Below are 20755 nucleotides of genomic sequence, written 5' to 3'. Positions count from 1 at the left end.
AGAGAAGGATGGAAAAACGATATACTTTCCTATATTTTAAAAAGAGGGCAATTTCCTGTCGGAAAAATTGTCCTCTTTTTTCCTCTATACGCAACTTTTTCTGACGCTATGCGTCTAATATTTTAGTCTGTTTAAGTCGAATGCACCCCATTCGATGAGGGCAATTTCAGTCATCGAGGTGGAAAATGAAGAAATTTGTACCGATTTTGTTGCTCATGTCGTTTTTGTTCACGCTGTTTTCTAGTGCAGGACATGCTGCCGAGGTTGTGCCAAAGCTTTATTTGAATGGGGCTTTACTGGATTCGAAGGTAGCGCCGCAAATCGTAGACAACAAGTATACGCTTGTACCGATTCGGCTCGTGTCGGAGAGTATCGGCTACAAAGTAGGCTGGTCGTCAGCTACACAGACAGTTACTGTACATAATGGCTCTGATTCAATTGTACTTACTATTAACCAGGATGTCGCTTTTGTTAACAATGAGCAGGTGAAGCTGGATACGCCAGCTTTGCTGCAAAAAGGGACAACCCTTATTCCGCTGCGATTCGTTGGGGAATCTCTCGGAATGCAGGTCAATTGGGACCAAACGACAAAATCCGTCCAATTGTTTAAAGAAGCGGAGCCAACGCCTACACCAACTCCATCAACAGATCCGGTTGTCACACAGCCTGATGGCGTTGTAACAGACATTTCGTATGACAATGAAAATGTGATTATTATTCATTACGAGGGAAGCGCTGTCTATAATCAGCCTTTCAAGCTTGAAAGCCCGAAACGAATCGTAATGGACATTCCAAAGGTTTCCTATTCGGATACGCTTTTAGCACAGCTGGGCTCAGGACAGATCAATCTCGAGGTAGGCGAGCATCCTTATTTGAGCGGTATCCGCTATTCCTTATTCTCGTCAAGCCCGGCAACTGTACGCATCGTGCTTGATCTGAAAGCAGATGCCGATGTGGATGTGATGAACAGTGCGCTAGGCGAAATTCGCATCAATGTCATTGATCCGCTGCCAGTGCAAGCCACTCCTACGCCAACACCGACGCCTTCTGCGACGCCAACGCCAACTGCCGGTCCGACACTGCCAGCAAACGGTGTTTATTCTATCGTAATTGACGCGGGACATGGCGGCTCTGATCCAGGAGCAAAAGGAATTAACGGCAGATGGGAGAAAGAATTTAATCTCAGCCTTTCTTTGAAAGTGAAGGCTCTGCTTGATCAGGAGTCGAAAATAAAAGCGTATTTATCCCGTCCCGATGACAACTATGTCAAGCTGGAGGATCGGGTAAAGTTTGCTGAAAATCTTAAAGCCAATCTATTCCTGTCTATTCATGCCAATAGCAATCCGAGCAGCGCCGCAACAGGCACGGAAACCTACTACACAAGAGCTAGCAGCAAAGCGTTTGCCGATGCGGTACACAAGCAGTTTGCGAAAGCAACAGGCCTTAAGGATCGCGGTGTCAAGCAGCAGAGCTTGCATGTGACGAGAGAAACGACGATGCCGGCCATTTTGCTTGAAGCAGGATTTTTGTCTAACGCAGACGATTACAAGAAGCTGTTTGATGAATCCGTGCAAAATAAAATCGCTGCCGGAATTGTAGCAGGAATCAAGGATTATTTGAAGCTATCGTAGAGACAGGGGGATAACAGATGCTGCGAACAGTGAGCCGATTCATGTTGACTTTATGTATAGTTGGACTCGTTGCGGGCTGTGCGGCGGTAAACAAGCCAGCTGAATCAGGCGCGGGCAGCAGCCCGTCGCCTTCTATTCAGCCATCCGCTGCTCCGACGGCTGAGCCGTCAATTGAGCCTGAAAAACAGACAGCAGAAATAAAGGTATACGCGGGAAGTGAAGAGCTGGATGGCATAGTGGAGCAGCAGGTTCAGGTTGCATACAGCTCAGATCTGGAGTTAGTTCAAAACGCAATCACAGCCCTGCAGCATGCGGAAGGCGAAGGCGCTGTATCGCTGTGGAAGCTGATCGAAATTAAATCGGTGTTGCTGGGAAGCGATGGACAGGTGACGATTGATCTTCATCTGTCTGACGAGTCCCGGCTTGGTTCGCCTGGCGAAGTATTAGTGCTGGAGACGCTCCAAAAAACATTGTTCCAGTTCGACTTTGTAAAATCCTATGATTTGCTTGTCGATGGAGACAGCGCAGATACGCTGATGGGCCATGTTGAGCTTGAGCATCCAACACTAAAGCCGTAGCTCAGCGGCCAGAGGACGTCTTCAGCCGTTTACGCTTGATAGAAAGAAAATGATAGATAATGAATAAAAGAGTGTAATAAAATAGAAATTCCATTTAATACGTTTTGAAACTATTTGGGGGGAACGATAACGATGGCATTGTCACGATCATCTAAATCTATCATTGCAGGCACAATTGCATTTTCCATTTTGGCGGGGCCTTTTGCGGTTCCCGCCCCTATTTCGTATGCGGCGTCGGTCAGCTCCAACCCGTTTAGCGATGTTGCATCGAATCACTGGGCGCAAAAGCATATTACGAAGCTGTCGCTTCAAGGCATCATTAATGGCTCTAACGGCCTGTTCCGTCCGGCTGATAATGTAACGCAGCAGGAAGCCGTTCTTATGGCTTTGCGTTTTATTGGCGCAGCAAGTGAAGCTCCGGCTGATGATACCGTTGCTTTCCCAGAAACGTTTGTCGTTAAGAGCGACTTTAAAGGCGAAGTGAAGCTTGCTTTCGATAAAGGCTTGCTGGATCAGGCTGAAGAATATGCGCTTGCCGCTTCCGGCGATCAAGCTGTAGGCTGGGGACAACGCCCTGCCACTCGTGAATGGGTGACGAAGCTGCTCATTCGTGCTATTAACCAGAAGAGCACAGCGGACAGCCTGCAGAACGCTGTTTCATCGTTTAATGATGCAGATCAAATTGCTAGCAGCTACCGTGGCTATGTCAATGCGGCTGTTTCACTAGATTTGGTTAAAGGGGTAACGGCCGTCAAGTTCGACCCTAAAGCGAATGTAAACCGTGCAAGCCTTGCAACGCTGTTCAGCCGTGCTGAGAAGCTGTATCCGGTGGAATATGCAGGCCAAGCAACGGGTGTGCTGCTGCAAGCAAGCGATACGGGCATAACGATTTATAGCAAGTCTCAATCAGCTGTGTATACGCTCAGCCCGGATACGGTCATCTATCGTTATGACTCAGAAACGCCAATTGCAGCCAAAGATCTTGTGCAATATGCAAATGTAACGGTCATTACGAAATCGGGCGGGGCTGCTTACGTGGAGCTCCAGGATGACAAGCCGCAAATTAAAACGATAACAGGTACGGTTGGCCGCGTGCTGCCGGATCAGAAGATGCTGTATGTGTGGATAGATAATAAGCCGGTAGAGGTTTATTATGACGACTCGCTTATCTTAACCGAAACGTCTGGCAAGACGATTGCCATTAGCGACTTGAAAGAAAACAGCGCAATTACAGTGACGCAGGATACGTTCCGTACATCTCCTAAAGCGCTGAAAATTACAGTTGACCAACAAACAGGAGCGGCTGTGCTCAAAGGCACGTTTATTTCCGGCGATGCAAGCGTCCTTACTTATGAAGACAGCGCTGGAAAGCTCAATTCCAAATTTTTGAGCAGCACGGTTGAAATTATAATCGAAGGCATCGTTGGGCCAACGATTGGCGATTTGATTAAAGATGTGGATCAACTGCAAATTACAACGAATGACCAGGACCAGATTACAAAAATCGAGGTCGTAAACCGCAACGTTCAGACGCTCGTTGGTGCTCAGGTGGAAAGCTATAATGCGGACAAAAAATTCCTTGTCGTTTTTGACTCTGCAGGGTCAAAAGCCTATCCGCTTTATTTGACTGACAAAACGAGAATTGACAACAACGGCAATGCAATCAAGCTGGAGGACATCGGCACTTGGCTGACTAAAAACCGCAAACTGACGATTACTTACAGCGGCGATAAGGTTGTGTCCTTGTCGATTGCAAGCAAATATACAGGCAAGCTCGTCTCTATTAATGCTTCGAGCAATTCCGTTACGATGAGCGTGCCTGGCGGCGTAGATGTTACGGTTACTTATTCGGCGCCAACGGTAGAAGTTCCGGGCATTGCAGCAGCATCTCTGACTGATCTCAAAGTTGGCGATACGATTACAACGGTTATGAATGTGAATCAGGATCGGGCAACGCTCATTCAGGTTCATCGTCCTATCCAATATGAAGTACGTGCTGTCAACACTGGAACCAAAAAGGTTACGGTCGTTAATGCGCAAAATGTCCAGACAGATCTAGTGCTGTCGGGAATCGACATTACGAATGAGACAGGAAGCAAAGTGGCGATCGATACACTTGTTCCGGGCACTTTCATTAATGTTAGCTACATTGGCAAGCAAATAACTGCCGTGAAATCCATCGTCGTTTCTTATGGAACCGTTCAATCGGTAGGCACGAACAGCATTACGCTGACCAATGAGAGTGGCCAGACAACAACGGCTGCACTTGGCCAATCCTTCCTAATTACTAAGGGCACATCAACTTCTGCGACTACGTCGACGCTTGCAACTGGAGACCGGATTCAACTGAGCAAAAATGAAAATGATGTCGTGCTGGTTACTGTCGCTGTTGGCCAGACGAGAACATTTTGGCAGTATGACGCTACGGCTGGACAGCTGTGGACGCTCAAAACGACCGATGCCGACAACGCCAATTATTTTTACGTGACAGGCTCAACAAAGCTGCTAAAAGATGGGAAAACGATTTCGCTGCAGGATATTAAATACGGCGATCAGATCATCGTTTATGCTTTCAAAAATAAAGCCGTGGAAATTGTAAAAGTGTAAATTGGTAAGGTTATGTGACAAACTGCCCTACGGGGCAGTTTTTTTATGCTTTTTTCAATATTTATGGTGGATTATAGTTGCATGGCGGGACGTTTTTCGCTACACTTTGAACGATAGTGTTTGGAATGGGAGAGAGGACGATGAATGCGAAGCAGAAGATGCGACACATATTGGATACTCTTGCGGAGATGTTTCCGGACGCACACTGCGAGCTGAACCATTCTAATCCGTTTGAGCTGACGATTGCCGTTCTAATGTCTGCACAATGCACCGATGAAATGGTGAACAAAGTAACCGCTAACTTATTTCAGAAGTATAAGCAGCCAGAGGACTATGTGGCGGTTCCGCTGGAGGAGCTGGAGCAGGATATTCGAAGAATCGGTCTATTCCGAAGCAAAGCTTCCAATATTCAAAAATTGTGCCGTATTCTCATTGATAAATATGATGGAGAAACTCCTTCCACGCATGAGCAGCTGGTCGAGCTGCCGGGCGTTGGACGCAAGACGGCTAATGTTGTCATGTCTAATGCGTTTAATGTGCCGGCAATTGCCGTCGATACTCACGTCGAGCGTGTATCCAAGCGCCTTAGGGTAGCGAAGCCTGATGATTCTGTGCTGGAAGTTGAGAAGAGGCTCATGAAGCTTGTTCCCAAAGAGGAATGGACCCTTACCCATCATCGGCTCATTTTTTTCGGCCGCTATCATTGCAAGGCGCAAAACCCGCAATGCGAGGTATGTCCGCTGCTGGATATGTGCAAAGAAGGAAAACAACGTATGAAGCCAGGCTTAAACAAGAAGACTGTTAAGAGAGTGGCTAAATAAGGTTGGCTGAGAGACAAATACTTTTAAAATGAAGGATGATGACAGTGAAGTGTATTTCTGTGTATACAAATAGTTTTGAGCTTTTCTCCGATATTTATGAGCAAGTGCTTAGCTCCCCGCCAGAAGAAAACGAAGATATCGTAGTGGAAGGCGTAACCGTTAGCGGCTCCGGCGACGTGCCTGACCAATACATCGAGCGTATGCGCCAAAAACCGGAAGTCGTTGTTATGCGTGAAAAAGAGCGTAACATTATGATTTTGCAGCATGGCAATGTATTCGAAATTTGCCTGCCTTCCGATGACGAGGAAATTGCATAGGTTATGGCTGAAATGACGGTACAACGCATTGAAGAAGCAACAATCCTGGCGGCCCGCGAAATGGCGGACGCAGGTGATGCGCTGCACGCCAAACAAGTTATGGAAGTAAACAGTAAGCTGGCCGAAGGTCGGCTTACTGTTGCTTTTTGCGGTCATTTTTCCGCAGGCAAGTCCACGCTGATCAATCGGCTGTGCGGGGCTCAGCTTCTGCCTTCCAGTCCGATTCCGACTAGCGCGAACGTAGTGTCCATAAGAGGCGGAGCAGAGGCGCTGGCAAGCATCATCACGGAGAGGGACGGCGAGGCCTCTAGTCTTAGTGTGCCTTTGGAGGATCTGGATCGCTATTGCGTAGACGGGGAGCAGTTCCAATCGGTCTTGATTACGTATCCAACAGAAAGATTAGGCAATCATACGGTACTTCTGGATACGCCGGGCATTGATTCTACGGATGATGCACACCGGATGGCAACGGAGTCAGCGCTGCATTTGGCGGATGTCGTGTTTTATGTGATGGATTACAATCATGTGCAATCGGAAATTAATTTTGCGTTTGCGAAGCAGCTTAAGGATTGGGGCAAGCCGTTATATTTTATCGTTAATCAGATTGATAAACACAGGGAACGCGAGCTAACGTTTGCCGATTACCGCAAAAGCGTAGAAGAGGCGTTTCAAGCATGGCATTTGGAGCCAGCGGGAATCGTTTATTTGTCGTTGCGCCAGCCGGATCATCCGCATCAGGAATGGGAGGCGCTTACGCAGCTGCTTGACGAGCTGAAGGAATTGCGTGAGCCGCTCGCTGCTTACAGCGTCGACGCTTCGCTGCGCCATCTTGCAGCAGAGCATTTGAAATGGTGCGAGATGCAGGATGAGCCGGAGAAGGAACGGCTGCTTGCCGAGGCAGGCGGAGAAGAGGAAGCACAGCGGGTGAAGGCGGAGCAAGGCGAGCTGACTGTTCAGGTGGAGCAGCTCAAGGCTGAACCGGAACGGCTGCGTCTGGAGCTGCGCCGTGAAATGCAGGCGCTGGTAGACAATGCGATCATTACGCCAGCTCCGGTGCGTGATTTGGCGCATTCGTTTCTGGAAAGCAGAAAGCCGGGCTTCAAGACGGGGCTATTGTTCGCGGGCGCAAAGACGGCGGCTGAGCAGGAGCGGCGTGCCGAGCTGTTCTGCCATGATTTTGCTGGCCAAGTGGGCGCGGCTGTCGATTGGCATGTAAAGGATTTGCTTCGCCGTGCCGCTGAGCGAGTCGGCTACGCAGCGGAAACGCTGGAGCAGCAGCTTGCCGAGCAGTTTAGCTGGAAGCCGGATGCTTCCTGGCTCATTCAGCGCGTAAATACGGGAGCCGTATTCGGCAACGAATATACGATGACGTATACGCGCGAGTTAGCCGCGGAGGTGAAGGAGCTTTACCGGAAGCGCGGCAATGAGCTGATTGACGCGCTGACGGCGCATGTGGCAGCGGCGAGCGAGGCAGCCGCTGCAGACGTGAGAGGCCGGCTTGCGGCGCTTGATGCGCAAGCCGGGGCGCTAGGGCTGCTTGCGGCGCTGGCGGAGCGCGCCGCGCAGCATGCGGCGCAGGTCGTAAGGGCGCTGCCGCAGCCAGTGGCGCGGCCGGCGCTGCCGGCGCCGAAGCGCGCAGCGGCGGATGCCAGCGCGCGCGCAGGTGTAGACGGCGGCGCGGCAGATGCCGCCGCCGGGCCTCGCCGCGCGAGCGAAGCTGCGCAGCGCGGCGATAGGGCGGCAGCGGGCGACGCTGCTGCCGCAAGTGCCAGTGGCGCGCCGCAGCACGCGCCACGAGCGCAAGCTGCGCTCGGCAGCGGCGAAGCGCTGTCGCAGCAGCATGGCGCAGCAGCGCGCTTGCTCAGCGCAGCCGCGCTGCTGACGCCGCACGCGCCGCTAGCCGCGGCCGCGCAGGCGATGCAGGACAAGGCGAACCGGCTCCGCAGCAGCCGGTTCACAATCGCGCTGTTCGGAGCGTTCAGCGCGGGCAAATCCTCGCTCGCCAATGCGCTTATTGGCGAGCCGGTACTGCCGGTGTCGCCGAATCCGACGACGGCGGCGATCAACCGTCTCGTGCCGCCATCGGGCGGCCGCGAGCATGGAACGGCAGGCGTCGTCATGAAATCCCGTGACGCCGTCCTGGAAGACCTGCGCTATTCGCTCGCTTTGCTCGGCGAAGACGCTACTGACGCTGCGCTGCCGGACGCTGCCGCACTTATGCGCGCGATCGACCGCCTGTCGCCGGATGCGATTCACGCCGGCGGACGGCCGCACTACAGCTTCCTGCGTGCTGCACGCGCAGGCTGGGAAGCGCATGAGTCGCTGCTTGGCCAGCGCCTCACCGTCTCCCAAGCGGAATACGAGCGCTTCGTAGCGGAGGAATCTCGCTCCTGCTACGTCAGCGAAATCGAGCTTTATTACGATTGCGAGCTGACGCGGCAGGGCATCGTTCTCGTCGATACGCCGGGAGCCGATTCCGTGAACGCCCGGCATACGGGCGTAGCGTTCAATTACATTAAAAATGCCGACGCTGTCCTGTTCGTCACTTATTACAACCATGCTTTTTCACAGGCAGACCGTCAGTTTCTTATGCAGCTGGGGCGGGTCAAGGACCAGTTCGAGCTCGATAAAATGTTTTTCCTCGTCAATGCGGCTGATTTGGCAGCCGATCAGGAGGAGCTTGCGGGCGTCCTGAAGCATGTGGAGCTTAATTTGCTTCAGCACGGCATTCGTTCGCCGCGTCTTTATCCGGTTTCAAGCTTGGATGGTCTCGACGCGAAGCAAAGCGGCGATGGCGAACTGTTAGCGCGCTCAGGCATTGACGCGTTCGAGCGCTCCTTCCTGCATTTTGTGAGCGAGGATTTAGGGCGGCTTGCGATCGACGCAGCGGAGCAGGAAATTGTCAGGGCGGCGGCTACCGTAAATGGCTGGCTGAACAGTGCTACAGGCGATGCGGCTACGAGAGAGCAGGAACGCAGCCAGCTGGCTGCGCTGCAAGAGCAGGCACAGCTGCTGCTTGCGTCCTACCGGTCCAGCGAGGCGCCGCCTCAGCAGGCACAGGAGCTAAGCGAGCTGCTCTATTATGTCGTACAGCGCCAGCAGCTTCGATTCGGAGAATTTTACAACTACGCCTTTAATCCTTCTGTCTTGCAGGATGATGGTCGCGATTTGAAGAAGATGATTTGGACGGCTTGGCTTGATTTGCAGCGGCAAATTCAGATGGAGCTGGCGCAGGAGCTGCAAGCGACTTCGCTGCGTCTGGAGCGAATTTTGAACGGCCTTTTGCGCAAGCAATTTGACAGCTGCGCGTCGGAGCTTGCCGCTCTGCTGGCGGGCTATCAATCGATCCCGTATGAGACAGCGGCCATTCCTACTCCGGAAATCGATGTCGATTGGACGACGACGGATATTACCGGCAAATGGCTGTGGAGCCGCTTTAAATCGCCGCGGCAATTTTTCGAAGGCGACGGCAAAGGCCAGCTGCGCAAGGAGCTTGAGGCGCTGCTCATTCCATCGCTCCAGCAGTGGATGGCTGTCCAAAATGGACAGTGGACCGAACGCTACAGCGCGCTTTGGAAAAAGTACGCCGAGCAGTCAGGCGAGCAGCTTCAGCAAGACGTTGTCAACTATGTAGAGGGCAAGCGCATCTCGCTAGCGGACAATGCTGATGTGGGGCAATTGCGCGAGCTGCATGAGCAATTGATTCATCTGCATAGCGCAACAATTGCATAAGCTTTCATCTAATAATAATCTGAATGCTTTCAAGGGCGGGTATGAGCCTTTGAAAGCATTTTTTTTAATATAAGTATTTATGAAAAATTGTTTAGGCTTGTTTTGTGTGTTTCTGTGCAAAAATGGCGTAAGACGCACACTTTAGGGATGATTTAAGACGATACTTGAGCATAGGTTAGTTAGTGTTTCCAAATTGCCTTAATCGGCTGTTTCAATGTAATATACGGAAATTTACTCAGATTGCTCCTGTCATAGGATGCTGATAATATTCATTCATGCTTACAAAAAAGAACAGGGAGTGGGATTTGCTTGGACGTCTTTAGGCAACTCAAACGATTTTACTGGGTCGAACGAAAATTTCTTTTGACCTCCATCGTCTGCCTGATGTTTGCGACAGCGCTCGGGCTCGTATATCCGAATTTGCTTCGCATCTTAATCGACGATGTTATTAAAGAAGAGCAGTATGGCAAGGTGCCTGCGTTAGCGCTAACTGTTGTGGGGGTTGTGACGTTAAAGGGATTGATGCAATTTTTGCATGGTTTTTTCGGAGGAAGGCTCGGCAACCGAGTAGCTTTTAGGCTTCGCAATGCTTGTTATGACAAGTTGCAATCGCTATCTTTTCAATATTATGACAAAGCGAAAACAGGCGATCTCATGTCGCGTTTGACTGCGGATTTGGAAGCGATTCGCAACTTTATCGGCTTTGGCTTTGCCCAAATTTTGAACGTGGTGCTGATGGTCGTATTCGGCGGAGCGATGATGCTGTCCATCCACTGGCAGCTGACGCTTATTACTTTGGTTACCATCCCGCTGCTCGTGTTTACGGCTTTGCGCTTCGAGCGCAAAATCCACCCGGCCTTTCAAGAAATGCGCCGCGCGCTCAGCAGCCTGACGACGGCTGTTCAAGAAAACATTACGGGTGTTCGCACGGTGAAATCCTTTGCCCGCGAGCCGCATGAAGTGAACAAATTTTCAGTGAAAAATGAAGCTTATCAGACGAATCAGATCGGTGCTGCAATAATATGGGCTCGTTATTTCCCTATTATGGAATTATGCGCCAACATAAGCGCAGTTATTCTGCTTCTAGCAGGTGGAATGCTCGTCATTAGAGGAGAGCTCAAGCTAGGCGAGCTGGTTGCCTTTTTCAGCTTAACTTGGTACATTATCGGCCCGATGTGGGGGATTGGGTTCCATATTAACAACTACACGCAATCCAAAGCTTCCGGCGAACGGGTGCTGAATCTATTGAACGAGCATGTCCATGTGAAAAACCTCGAACATGCCATCGTGCTTGACGAGCAATTGGTTAAAGGGCATGTCCGTTTCAACAACGTAACGTTTAATTATCCTGACAATGCTCCGGCATTAACGAATATTTCGATTGATGCCCCGGCGGGCTCCGTAATCGGTTTCCTAGGAGCTACAGGCTCAGGAAAATCGACGGTTATCCAGCTGCTCATGCGCGCCTATAATGTGAAAGAGGGCAGCATTACGCTGGATGGCATGGACATTCGCGACATTGACGTGAACAGCCTGCGCAGACAGATGGCTCCTGTTTTTCAGGAAACGTTCCTGTTCTCCGCCTCTATCCGCACGAATTTGGCATATGGCATGCAGGATGTAACGGATGAGCAAATTGAACGTGCAGCGAAGCTGGCGAAGGCACATGATTTTATTATGGAAATGCCGGAAGGCTACGATACGATTGTAGGTGAAAGAGGAATGGGATTGTCCGGCGGACAGAAGCAGCGGATTGCGATTGCCCGCGCCCTTATTAAAAATCCGCATATTCTCATTCTGGACGACGCTACGAGCGCTGTAGATATGGAAACGGAGCATGAAATTCAGGCGGGCTTCAAGGAGCTTATGGCGGGTCGCACGACATTCATTATTGCCCACCGCATCTCCTCGCTGCGCCATGCGGATGAAATTATCGTTTTGGATCAAGGCATAATTGTGCAGCGCGGCACGCATCAGCAATTGCTTGCGCAGCCTGGCCCTTATCGTGATACTTACAAAATTCAATACGCCGACTTTCCGCTCGAAGAGCTTGAGCAGGCGGGTTCGCAGCGGAAGGAGGGGGCGCTATAATGAGCAGCACTTCCGGCACGGATAAATACGATAAAAAAGAACGTTTTATTTACAAAGATGATGATGCGATCGAGAAGCCGTTTAACTGGGCGCAGGTGGGCAGATTGTTCGTTTACATGAAGCCCTATAAGCGCCAGCTGATCCCGGCCATCTTCATGATGATTATTGGCACGCTTACGCGGCTCGCGACTCCCGCACTCGTCATCCTCGCGATTGACGAAGCCATTCAGCCAGCTGATGGCGCGGCAAGCTTGCCAAAGCTGTACTTGTATGCCGGCTTAATGCTCTTGCTGTATGTGGTGCAATGGGCTGCCAACAGCTACCGGATCAAATACACGAATATTATTGGGCAAAAGGTCATTTATGACCTGCGGCATGATCTGTTCAAGCATATCCAGAAGCTTAGCTTCCGCTTCTTCGACAAGCGTCCGGCAGGCTCCGTGCTTGTGCGGATTACGAATGACGTTAACGCCCTTCAGGACTTGTTTACGAACGGTGTCGTCAACTTGCTGATGGACTGCGTGCAACTGCTGGGGATTGTTGTCATTTTGCTGATCTGGAATTTCAAGCTGGGGCTTGCAATCATGGTGACGGTACCGCTCATGTTTATCGTTTCGACTGCGCTGCGCAAGCGGATTCGTTTTGCTTGGCAGGACGTTCGGATGAAGCAGTCGCGAATTAATGCCCACTTGAACGAAAGCATCCAGGGGATGAAAGTAACGCAAGCCTACGTTCAGGAAAAAGACAATATGCGTTTCTTTGACTACATGAATACGGTCAATGTGAAATCATGGAATAAGGCCTCGGCGCTCAACCAAGCGTTCGGTCCGGTTATTGAAATTACGTCAGCTATCGGGACATTTATTTTGTTCTGGTACGGCGCCCATTTGATTCAGCAAGGTGCGATTACAATCGGCTTGCTCGTCGGCTTCGCCAACTATATCGGCAACTTCTGGGACCCGATTAACCGGCTTGGCCAAATGTATTCCCAGCTGCTTATTGCAATGGCATCTTCCGAGCGCATTTTTGAATTTATCGATGAAGAGCCAACGGTACACGAGAAGGGCGCAGCGAAGGCACTGCCGAATATTCGCGGCGACGTCGTATTTGACAACATTATTTTTGAATATGAAAAAGGGCGCCAAGCACTTAAAGGCATTAGCCTGGAAGCCAAAGCAGGCCAATCGATCGCTCTCGTTGGGCATACGGGCTCAGGCAAAAGTACGATCATCAACCTGCTTTGCCGGTTCTATGATCCCGTTAGCGGCAGCGTGAAGATCGACGGGAAGGATATTCGCGACGTAACGATTGAAAGCTTGCGCTCCCAAGTCGGCATCGTAATGCAGGATACGTTTATATTCTCGGGAACGATTCGCGACAATATTCGTTACGGCAGACTTGATGCATCGGATGCGGATATTGTGGAAGCGGCTAAAGCGGTTCATGCCCATGATTTCATTATGAATTTGCCGGATGGCTACGATACGGAAGTAGAGGAGCGCGGCAACATTTTGTCGATGGGCCAGCGCCAGCTGCTTTCCTTCGCCAGAGCATTGCTTGCGAATCCGCGCATTCTCATTCTCGATGAAGCGACGGCAAGCATTGATACCGATACGGAGCTGAAAATCCAGGAGGCGCTAAAGGCGCTGCTTGCTGGACGGACCTCCTTCATGATTGCCCATCGCCTGTCAACGATTCGCAATGCCGATGAAATTATCGTGCTGGACCATGGCCGCATCGTCGAGCGGGGCAAGCACGAAGCGCTTATTGCGCAAAAGGGCATATACAATGGGCTGATTGAAGCCCAATATCGTTTCTTGTCAGCTTAAGTCGAATCAAAGCGGTTAAGGTCTTGATTTTTAGTGCAGGAACCTCCACAATGGAAGAAAAAACAATTCGGAATCGGTATCGCTGTCCCTTAAGGCAGCCGCCGACAATTATCCGGTTTGCTTCCAGGAGGTTCTTTTTATTATGTATGGATCACCATTGTCCGGAGCGTCGCGCAAGCTTATGCTGCTCGGATCAGGAGAGCTTGGCAAGGAGGTAGCGCTTGAAGCGCAGCGTCTCGGCGCTGAGACCATTGCGGTAGATCGCTATGAGAACGCGCCGGCGATGCAGGTCGCTCATCGCTCTTATGTAGCTGATATGCTGGATGGAGCGGCTCTAAGACGAATCATTGAACAGGAGCGCCCGGACTATATCGTGCCGGAAATTGAAGCGATTGCAACCGAAACGCTGCTGGAGCTTGAACAGGAGGGCTTCCGCGTCATTCCAACGGCTCGCGCTGCATGGCTGACAATGGACCGGGAAGGCATTCGCCGCCTTGCTGCCGAGCAGCTTGGCTTGCCGACGGCCGCCTACCGTTTTGCCGATACGCTGGAGGAGCTGCGTGAAGCGACAGCAGCGCTAGGTTTCCCATGTGTCATTAAGCCGATCATGAGCTCGTCTGGCAAAGGGCAAAGCGTCTGCCGCAGTGAAGCGGAAATTGAAGCTTGCTGGAGCTACGCTATGGAGGGCGGTCGCGCGAAGAAGCAGCGGATTATCGTCGAAGGCTTTATTAAGTTTGAATCGGAAATTACGCTGCTTACGATTCGCTCCGTATCAGGCACGAGCTTCTGCGCACCTATTGGCCACGTACAGAAGGATGGCGATTACATCGAATCGTGGCAGCCGCATGCGATGAGCACTGAGCAAATCGAGCAGGCGGAGGACATTGCCCGCAAAGTGACCGAAGAGCTGGGCGGTTATGGCCTCTATGGCGTCGAATTGTTCCTTACGCAGGATGGCGTGCTGTTTAGCGAGGTTTCTCCACGTCCGCATGATACAGGCATGGTTACGATGGCGACGCAGGATTTGTCAGAGTTTGCGCTGCATGTTCGCGCTGTATTGGGGTTCCCGATTCCAACGATCAGGCTGCTGTCGCCAGGTGCCTCGCATACGCTCAAAGCGGATCGTGAAAGCAATCAGTTCCGTATTGGCGGCGTGCAGGAAGCGCTGGCGCTGCCGCATACGCAGGTGCGGGTATTCGGCAAGCCGGAGACGAAAGTCGGACGCCGGATGGCTGTTGCGCTCAGTACGGCTGCAGATGTAGAGCAGGCACGGGAAACGGCGCGCCAAGCGGCGGATCTGCTGCATATTACATACGGAGAATAGGCTGCAGAAGGGCTGCCGCGTCCAGTTATCGCATGGGCGCAGCAGCCCTTCCTTCTCGAAATATAAGAATTTATAAGTTTCCCACTTATCATTAGGCTTATATTTCTCGGAGTGAAACGCGCCTTGCCGCCAAAGGACGGCGATAGCCGTTTCACCTTGCCTATTTTGTTTTTTTCCAGTACACGCCCGTTGAATCTATCGTCACGAGCGGATCGGTAATGTGATAGGCATTGCGGAAGTCGGTAACAGCTGCGGCGCAATAGCCAATGGAGTAATCGTCAATGACGATAAAGCCGCCAATGGATACTTTAGGATATAGATGAGTCAGCGCATCCATCGTCGAGGAATACATGTCGCCATCGAGGCGGGCTATCGCTATTTTATTCGTTGGCGCCGCCGGCAGCGTATCCTTGAACCAGCCTTTAAGAAAGATAATGCCATCGTCATATAGATCATATTTTTGAAAATTGCTGACGACCTCAGGCAAGGAAACGCGCAAAAAGTCCTGCTCGTGAAATTTCGAGGTTTCGTCGATCGGACAGCGGGCCTCCGGCGCTGGCAGCCCTTCAAAGGAATCGGCGACGATCACTTTCCGGTTCGTTATGCCATGTACTTTCAGAAAGCCGCGCATGAAAATGCAAGTTCCGCCGCGCCATACGCCAGTTTCAATGAAATCGCCCTCGATGTTGTTGCTAACGACGGCATTCATAAGCTGATGCAGATGGTTCATGCGAATACGCCCAATCATACTATGTGCAATGAGGGGCCAATCGAGGCCTTAAAAGCGGTTTTCCTTCGTAGCGCCAGGCTCACGCTCCAGCCAAATTTCAAATAATATTGCTTTTTTCAACATTTCCAAATACATCTCTTTTGGTGTATTATTGCTCATAATCACAGTCCTTTTCTTTTTTATGGTTAACGTATGAACATGAAACAAGTTTGAAAATGGCTTGTGTGTACGGCAATTGGAGCGAAAAACTTATACATTGCCTGTAATTTGTAAATGATTGTGAAAAAGGAGAGAGACAAGCGATGCGTTCATCCAAAAGATTAGGCATTATGATTGGCGCCTGCTCCCTATTGATCACGATATTGATGCTCGTTGGTATTGGCTATGCCATTAAGGATCAGCTGTTTCCCTCTGTATCCGTACAGCCGCAGGTTACAGCATTGCCAGAGCAGACGGCTGAGAAAAATCAGCTTCGCATTGTCGCAATAGGCGATTCTCTGACCAAGGGAGTTGGCGATTCGGCAGGCGGGGGTTATGTCAAGCAGGTCGTAGACAGCTTGGCTGCTGATCCGGACAAGCAGGCGGAGCTCGTCAATAATTTGGGCATTAGCGGGCTGCGCGCCGACCAGCTTGCGGAAAATTTAAAGACGGATAAAGGCATGGCTTATGCGCTGCAGCAGGCAAATGTCATTTTGCTGACGATTGGCGGCAACGACCTGTTTCAATCGCTGCAAGGCGCTCAGGATTCCAATGGAACTGCAGCAGCTGAACCAAACATGTCGCTCGCGCAGGTGGAGAAGGGACTTGAGGAAGGCTTGAAGCGGCTGGATAATGTGCTTTCGGAGCTGCACCGGATTAATCCGGATGCCCGCATCATTTATATTGGCCTCTATAATCCGTTTTTTGATGTAAAAGAGCTGCGGGATGGCAGCTTGGAGGTTCAGAAGTGGAACGAGAAAGCCTATGACATGCTTCATGAATACTCAAATATGACGATGGTACCGACATTCGATTTGTTTGAGGAACGGATTGGCAGCTACTTGTCATCAGACCATTTTCACCCGAATCATGAAGGTTACAAACAAATTGCGCAGCGGGTCGTGCAGGCGTTGTAGCAGAAGGAGGCGCTATGGAACAGTCAAATGTAGTGCTGCAAGTGACAAATTTAAGCAAAAAAATTCGCGGCAAGCAAATTATTCACGATGTCAGCTTTGAGGTGCGGGCAGGTGAAATTTTTGGTTTTCTTGGACCCAATGGCTCTGGCAAAACGACGACGATTCGCATGCTGGTCGATCTTATTAAGCCAACCTCTGGGCAAATCCGGATTTGCGGACATGATGTCCAGAAGCAGCCGGAGCAGGCGCTCCGTCATATCGGGAGCATTGTAGAAAACCCTGAAATGTATGGCTATATGACGGGCTGGGATAATTTGCAATATTTTGCCAATATGCTTGATGATGTGGATGAGGCCAGAATAAGCGAGGTCGTCGAAATCGTCAGCCTGACGCAGCGCATTCATGAGAAAGTCAAAACATATTCGCTTGGCATGAAGCAGCGTTTAGGCATTGCCCAAGCTTTGCTTGGACGTCCGAAGCTGCTTATTCTTGATGAACCGACGAATGGGCTTGATCCGCTTGGGATCAAGGAGCTGAGGGCGTTTGTGCGGATGCTTGCCGGAGAAGGCATTAGCCTGTTCATATCGAGCCATTTGCTCAGTGAAATTCAATTGATGTGCGATAGAGTGGCCATTATTGACAAGGGCAGAGTGTTGGCCGTCGGTTCGGTGGACGAGCTGGTTCAGCAGGCTGGAACGTATGTATTATGGCAGCTGGAGCCTCGGGAGAAAGGCATTGCTTTGCTGCTGCAAGATGGCAAGGCCGCAATCGTTTCGGAAGAGGAGCACCGTATTGATGAGAGCGTGCTTGCGAGCATGCCGGGCGCCGTCGTCACAACGATGCCGCTAGAGGATATTGCAGGTACCGTCAGCCGGCTGGTAGCGGAAGGTATAAGCGTTGAAGGGGTGCACAAAGCGGCTCCTACACTGGAAGAATTGTTTCTGAACATGACGGAGGGGAAAAGCCTTGCATAAACTACTGCTCCTTATTGAAAATGAAACCTTGAAAATGTGGAAAAAAAGAAGGTTTCTCGTCATTGTCCTTGTTCTCCTTGTTATTATTCCAATGTTCACGTATGCTCAGTTAACCGTAGCACAGAACAATAAAGACAAATTTGCCGACTGGCGCAACGAGGTGCTGCAGCAAATTACGGATATGCAAAACAGGCTGTCCAGCAATCGGATTCCTGAGGAATGGAAGAAGCAGCAGCGCATTGCGGTACAGCAGCTTCAATATTATTTGGATCATGATGTCAATCCTAGCAGCCCGAATGGCGTCACTTTTACTCGGGAATTTATGAATAATGCGGTAGGGTTGTTTATTCCGCTGCTCGTTTTGACCATTGGTTCTGATCTCGTATCTGGCGAGCGCGGCACCGGAACGATCAAAATGCTGCTTACCAAGCCGGTCCGCAGATGGAAGGTGCTGTTCAGCAAGCTCGCGGCGCTTACTCTTTATGTATCGCTGCTTGTCGGGGTGATGGTGCTGCTGTGTTATTTAATATCGGGCATGTTCTTCGGCTATGGAGGCTGGGGCTTGCCGATCTTTACCGGTTTTACGATCAACGGCAGCGAGGTCGACACGAGCTTTGTGCACATTGTTCCTCAGTGGCTGTACATGCTCATGCAGACGGGACTCGTATGGCTGTCCGCCATGACGGTAGCGATTCTCGCTTTGATGGTATCGGTTCTTGTCAGAAGCACGGCGGCAAGCATGGTGATCATGATGGCTTCTGTCATTGCCGGAACAATTCTTTCGAGCATGTCCTCCTCGTGGGAAAATGCCAAATATTTATTCGCCGTGAACCTCAATTTGCCGACATATTTGGAAGGTTCGCCGCCGCCGATTGAGGGCATGTCATTTTCTTTTTCCCTTATCGTGCTTGCGATTTGGGCGATTGCGGGGCTTATTGTCTCGTTCAGCGTCTTTACTAAACAGGACATCTTGAATTAAAATAGCTTGAAGATACGGTAACAATGTAACAAGTGCTGCAGATAAGGGGGGCGCATATGGCAGAGCATGCAGATGTTTTTACACAAGCACCGGCCGCGGATCGGAATTATGAGGCCGATGATATACAGATTCTTGAAGGCTTGACAGCCGTACGGAAACGTCCGGGAATGTATATAGGCTCTACGAGCAGCTCAGGGCTGCATCATCTCGTTTGGGAAATCGTAGACAATGCTGTCGATGAGCATTTGGCGAAATTTTGTTCCGCCATTGAGGTAACTTTGCACAAAAACGGTTCCATTACGGTCTATGACAATGGACGAGGCATTCCGACAGGGATGCATAAAAGCGGAATTCCAACGCCGCAAGTCGTATTTACGATCCTTCACGCTGGGGGAAAGTTCGGCGGCGGGGGATATAAAAAATCAGGCGGCCTGCACGGCGTCGGCGCTTCGGTAACGAATGCGCTATCCGAATGGCTGGAAGTGGAAATTTTCCGTGATGGAAAAATACATAAGCTTCGGTTCGAATATTGGGTAGATGCGGATGGCAAGGAGCATGTCGGCGAGCCGACAACGGGACTTGAAGTAACGGGAACGACGTCGCGGACAGGCACGAAGGTTACATTTAAGCCGGATGGACGCGTGTTTCAGACGGGAACTACGCTGAATTACGATACGCTGGCAGAACGGCTGCAGGAAATCGCTTTTCTCAACTCGGGGCTGAAAGTGACGATCAAGGATGATCGCAGCGGCAAGCTCGATGTGTTCCATTATGAAGGCGGAGCGCGCCAGTTCGTCGAGTTTCTCAATGAGGACAAGTCGGTGCTGCATGACGTCATTCATTTTACTGGCGAGCGTGAGGATATTGAGGTTGAAGTGGCGCTTCAGTACAATGACGGCTACACGGAAACACTGGCTTCATTCGTTAATGCCATTCCTACACGGGGCGGCGGTACGCATGAAACGGGCTTCAAAACCGCATATACGCGCGTCATGAACGATTATGCCCGCAAAGCCGCGATGCTGAAGGAAAAGGACAAAAATCTGGAAGGCAATGATCTCCGCGAAGGCATGATGGCGGTCATCAACATTAAGATGTCTGAGGTGGAGTTCGTCGGCCAGACGAAGGACCAGCTCGGCAGCGCTTCTGCACGCGGCGTCGTTGATGCGATTGTGACGGAGAAAATGCAAGTGTTTCTCGAAGAAAATCCGCAGGTTGCCCAGCTGCTGCTCAAGAAGGCTGTTCAGGCTTCAAGGGCGCGGGAAGCGGCGCGCAAGGCGCGGGAAGATATGCGCAGCGGCAAGAAGAAGAGCGAAAGCTCCAATCTTGGCGGCAAGCTGACGCCAGCGCAATCGAAGGATGTTACGCGCAATGAGCTGTTTATCGTCGAAGGCGATTCGGCGGGCGGCTCGGCCAAGCAGGGGCGTGATTCGAAGCATCAGGCGATTTTGCCGCTCAAGGGCAAGCCGATGAATCCGGAGAAAGCCAAGCTGCATGATATTTTGAAAAACGACGAGTACAAAATGATTATCGCCGCTATTGGCGCGGGCGTAGGCCCGGAATTTGAATCCGAGGAATGCAACTATCACAAAATCATTATTATGACGGATGCCGATACGGACGGAGCCCATATCCAGGTGCTGCTTCTAACGTTCTTCTATCGCTATATGAAGCCGCTTATAGACAGCGGACGCGTATATATTGCTCAACCGCCGCTTTACAAGCTGACGCGAAAATCCGGCAAGCTGGAGACGGTGCGTTATGCATGGACGGATGAGCAGCTGCAAAATTATTTAAAGGAATTCGGCAAAAACTTTGAGCTTCAGCGCTATAAAGGACTTGGCGAGATGAATCCCGACCAGCTGTGGGAAACGACGATGAATCCGGAGACGCGGACGATGCTGCAGGTGCAGATCGAGGATGCTGCGAAGGCGGAGCGCCGAGTGTCTGCGCTTATGGGCGACAAAGTTGATCCACGCAAGCGCTGGATTTTGGAAAATGTTGATTTTGCGGAATATGAGGAATAG

Annotated in this window: 13 protein-coding genes and 1 pseudogene; 13 read left to right on the top strand and 1 reads right to left on the bottom strand. The window is 50.9% G+C overall.

The window, feature by feature from the left end; genetic code table 11:
- Nucleotides 1–185 precede the first annotated feature (185 nt).
- From ASF12_RS01155 to purT, 9 genes are all read left to right on the top strand, one after another.
- Complete coding sequence (locus ASF12_RS01155) at nucleotides 186–1631, top strand: N-acetylmuramoyl-L-alanine amidase family protein (protein WP_056028637.1); 1446 nt, start codon at nucleotides 186–188, stop codon at nucleotides 1629–1631.
- 17 nt (nucleotides 1632–1648) lie between these two features.
- A complete protein-coding gene (locus tag ASF12_RS01150) occupies nucleotides 1649–2209 on the top strand; it encodes a GerMN domain-containing protein (protein WP_056028634.1) in 561 nt (186 codons plus the stop codon).
- A gap of 132 nt (nucleotides 2210–2341) precedes the next feature.
- Entirely contained in the window at nucleotides 2342–4816 is a 2475-nt protein-coding gene (locus tag ASF12_RS01145) for an S-layer homology domain-containing protein (RefSeq protein WP_056028631.1), read from the top strand.
- A 140-nt stretch (nucleotides 4817–4956) separates the two neighbouring features.
- The gene (gene nth / locus ASF12_RS01140; RefSeq protein WP_056028628.1) at nucleotides 4957–5637 is read left to right on the top strand and encodes an endonuclease III; all 681 of its coding nucleotides are present in this window, start codon (nucleotides 4957–4959) and stop codon (nucleotides 5635–5637) included.
- 44 nt (nucleotides 5638–5681) lie between these two features.
- Nucleotides 5682–5954 carry a hypothetical protein gene (locus ASF12_RS01135; protein ID WP_046234755.1) on the top strand — a complete coding sequence of 91 codons (273 nt, stop codon included), beginning with the start codon at nucleotides 5682–5684 and terminating at the stop codon, nucleotides 5952–5954.
- 3 nt (nucleotides 5955–5957) lie between these two features.
- Complete coding sequence (locus tag ASF12_RS01130; RefSeq protein ID WP_056028625.1) at nucleotides 5958–9686, top strand: dynamin family protein; 3729 nt, start codon at nucleotides 5958–5960, stop codon at nucleotides 9684–9686.
- 309 nt (nucleotides 9687–9995) lie between these two features.
- Nucleotides 9996–11777 (top strand): ABC transporter ATP-binding protein, encoded by a 1782-nt coding sequence (locus tag ASF12_RS01125; protein ID WP_056028622.1) that lies wholly within the window; start codon nucleotides 9996–9998, stop codon nucleotides 11775–11777.
- Nucleotides 11777–13606, top strand: a complete 1830-nt coding sequence (locus tag ASF12_RS01120) for an ABC transporter ATP-binding protein (RefSeq protein WP_056028619.1) — start codon at nucleotides 11777–11779, stop codon at nucleotides 13604–13606. Before ASF12_RS01125 ends, ASF12_RS01120 begins: the two co-directional genes overlap by 1 nt.
- A 142-nt stretch (nucleotides 13607–13748) precedes the next feature.
- Nucleotides 13749–14930 carry a formate-dependent phosphoribosylglycinamide formyltransferase gene (gene purT, locus ASF12_RS01115; protein ID WP_056028616.1) on the top strand — a complete coding sequence of 394 codons (1182 nt, stop codon included), beginning with the start codon at nucleotides 13749–13751 and terminating at the stop codon, nucleotides 14928–14930.
- A gap of 160 nt (nucleotides 14931–15090) precedes the next feature.
- Here purT and ASF12_RS01110 read toward each other — a convergent pair.
- Nucleotides 15091–15819 (bottom strand): annotated as a pseudogene (locus ASF12_RS01110) (TylF/MycF family methyltransferase).
- Between the two features lie 143 nt (nucleotides 15820–15962).
- Between ASF12_RS01110 and ASF12_RS01105 the strand changes: the two are divergent.
- From ASF12_RS01105 to parE, 4 genes are read left to right on the top strand one after another with little or no spacing between them, the layout of a single operon-like run.
- On the top strand, nucleotides 15963–16775 hold the full coding sequence (locus ASF12_RS01105) for a GDSL-type esterase/lipase family protein (protein ID WP_056028613.1): 813 nt from the start codon (nucleotides 15963–15965) through the stop codon (nucleotides 16773–16775).
- Nucleotides 16776–16789: 14 nt separating this feature from the next.
- Complete coding sequence (locus tag ASF12_RS01100) at nucleotides 16790–17749, top strand: ABC transporter ATP-binding protein (RefSeq protein WP_056028610.1); 960 nt, start codon at nucleotides 16790–16792, stop codon at nucleotides 17747–17749.
- Nucleotides 17742–18728: an ABC transporter permease gene (locus ASF12_RS01095; protein WP_081418554.1), complete on the top strand. Its 987-nt coding sequence runs from the start codon at nucleotides 17742–17744 to the stop codon at nucleotides 18726–18728. The genes ASF12_RS01100 and ASF12_RS01095 overlap by 8 nt, the downstream gene beginning before the upstream one ends.
- Before the next feature lie 56 nt (nucleotides 18729–18784).
- Nucleotides 18785–20755 (top strand): DNA topoisomerase IV subunit B, encoded by a 1971-nt coding sequence (parE, locus tag ASF12_RS01090; protein WP_056028607.1) that lies wholly within the window; start codon nucleotides 18785–18787, stop codon nucleotides 20753–20755.

The sequence above is a fragment of the Paenibacillus sp. Leaf72 genome, from assembly GCF_001422685.1.
Classification (GTDB): Bacteria; Bacillota; Bacilli; order Paenibacillales; family Paenibacillaceae; genus Pristimantibacillus.
Note: the sequence above shows the minus strand (reverse complement) of the source record. Positions and strands in the feature narration are given on the sequence as shown.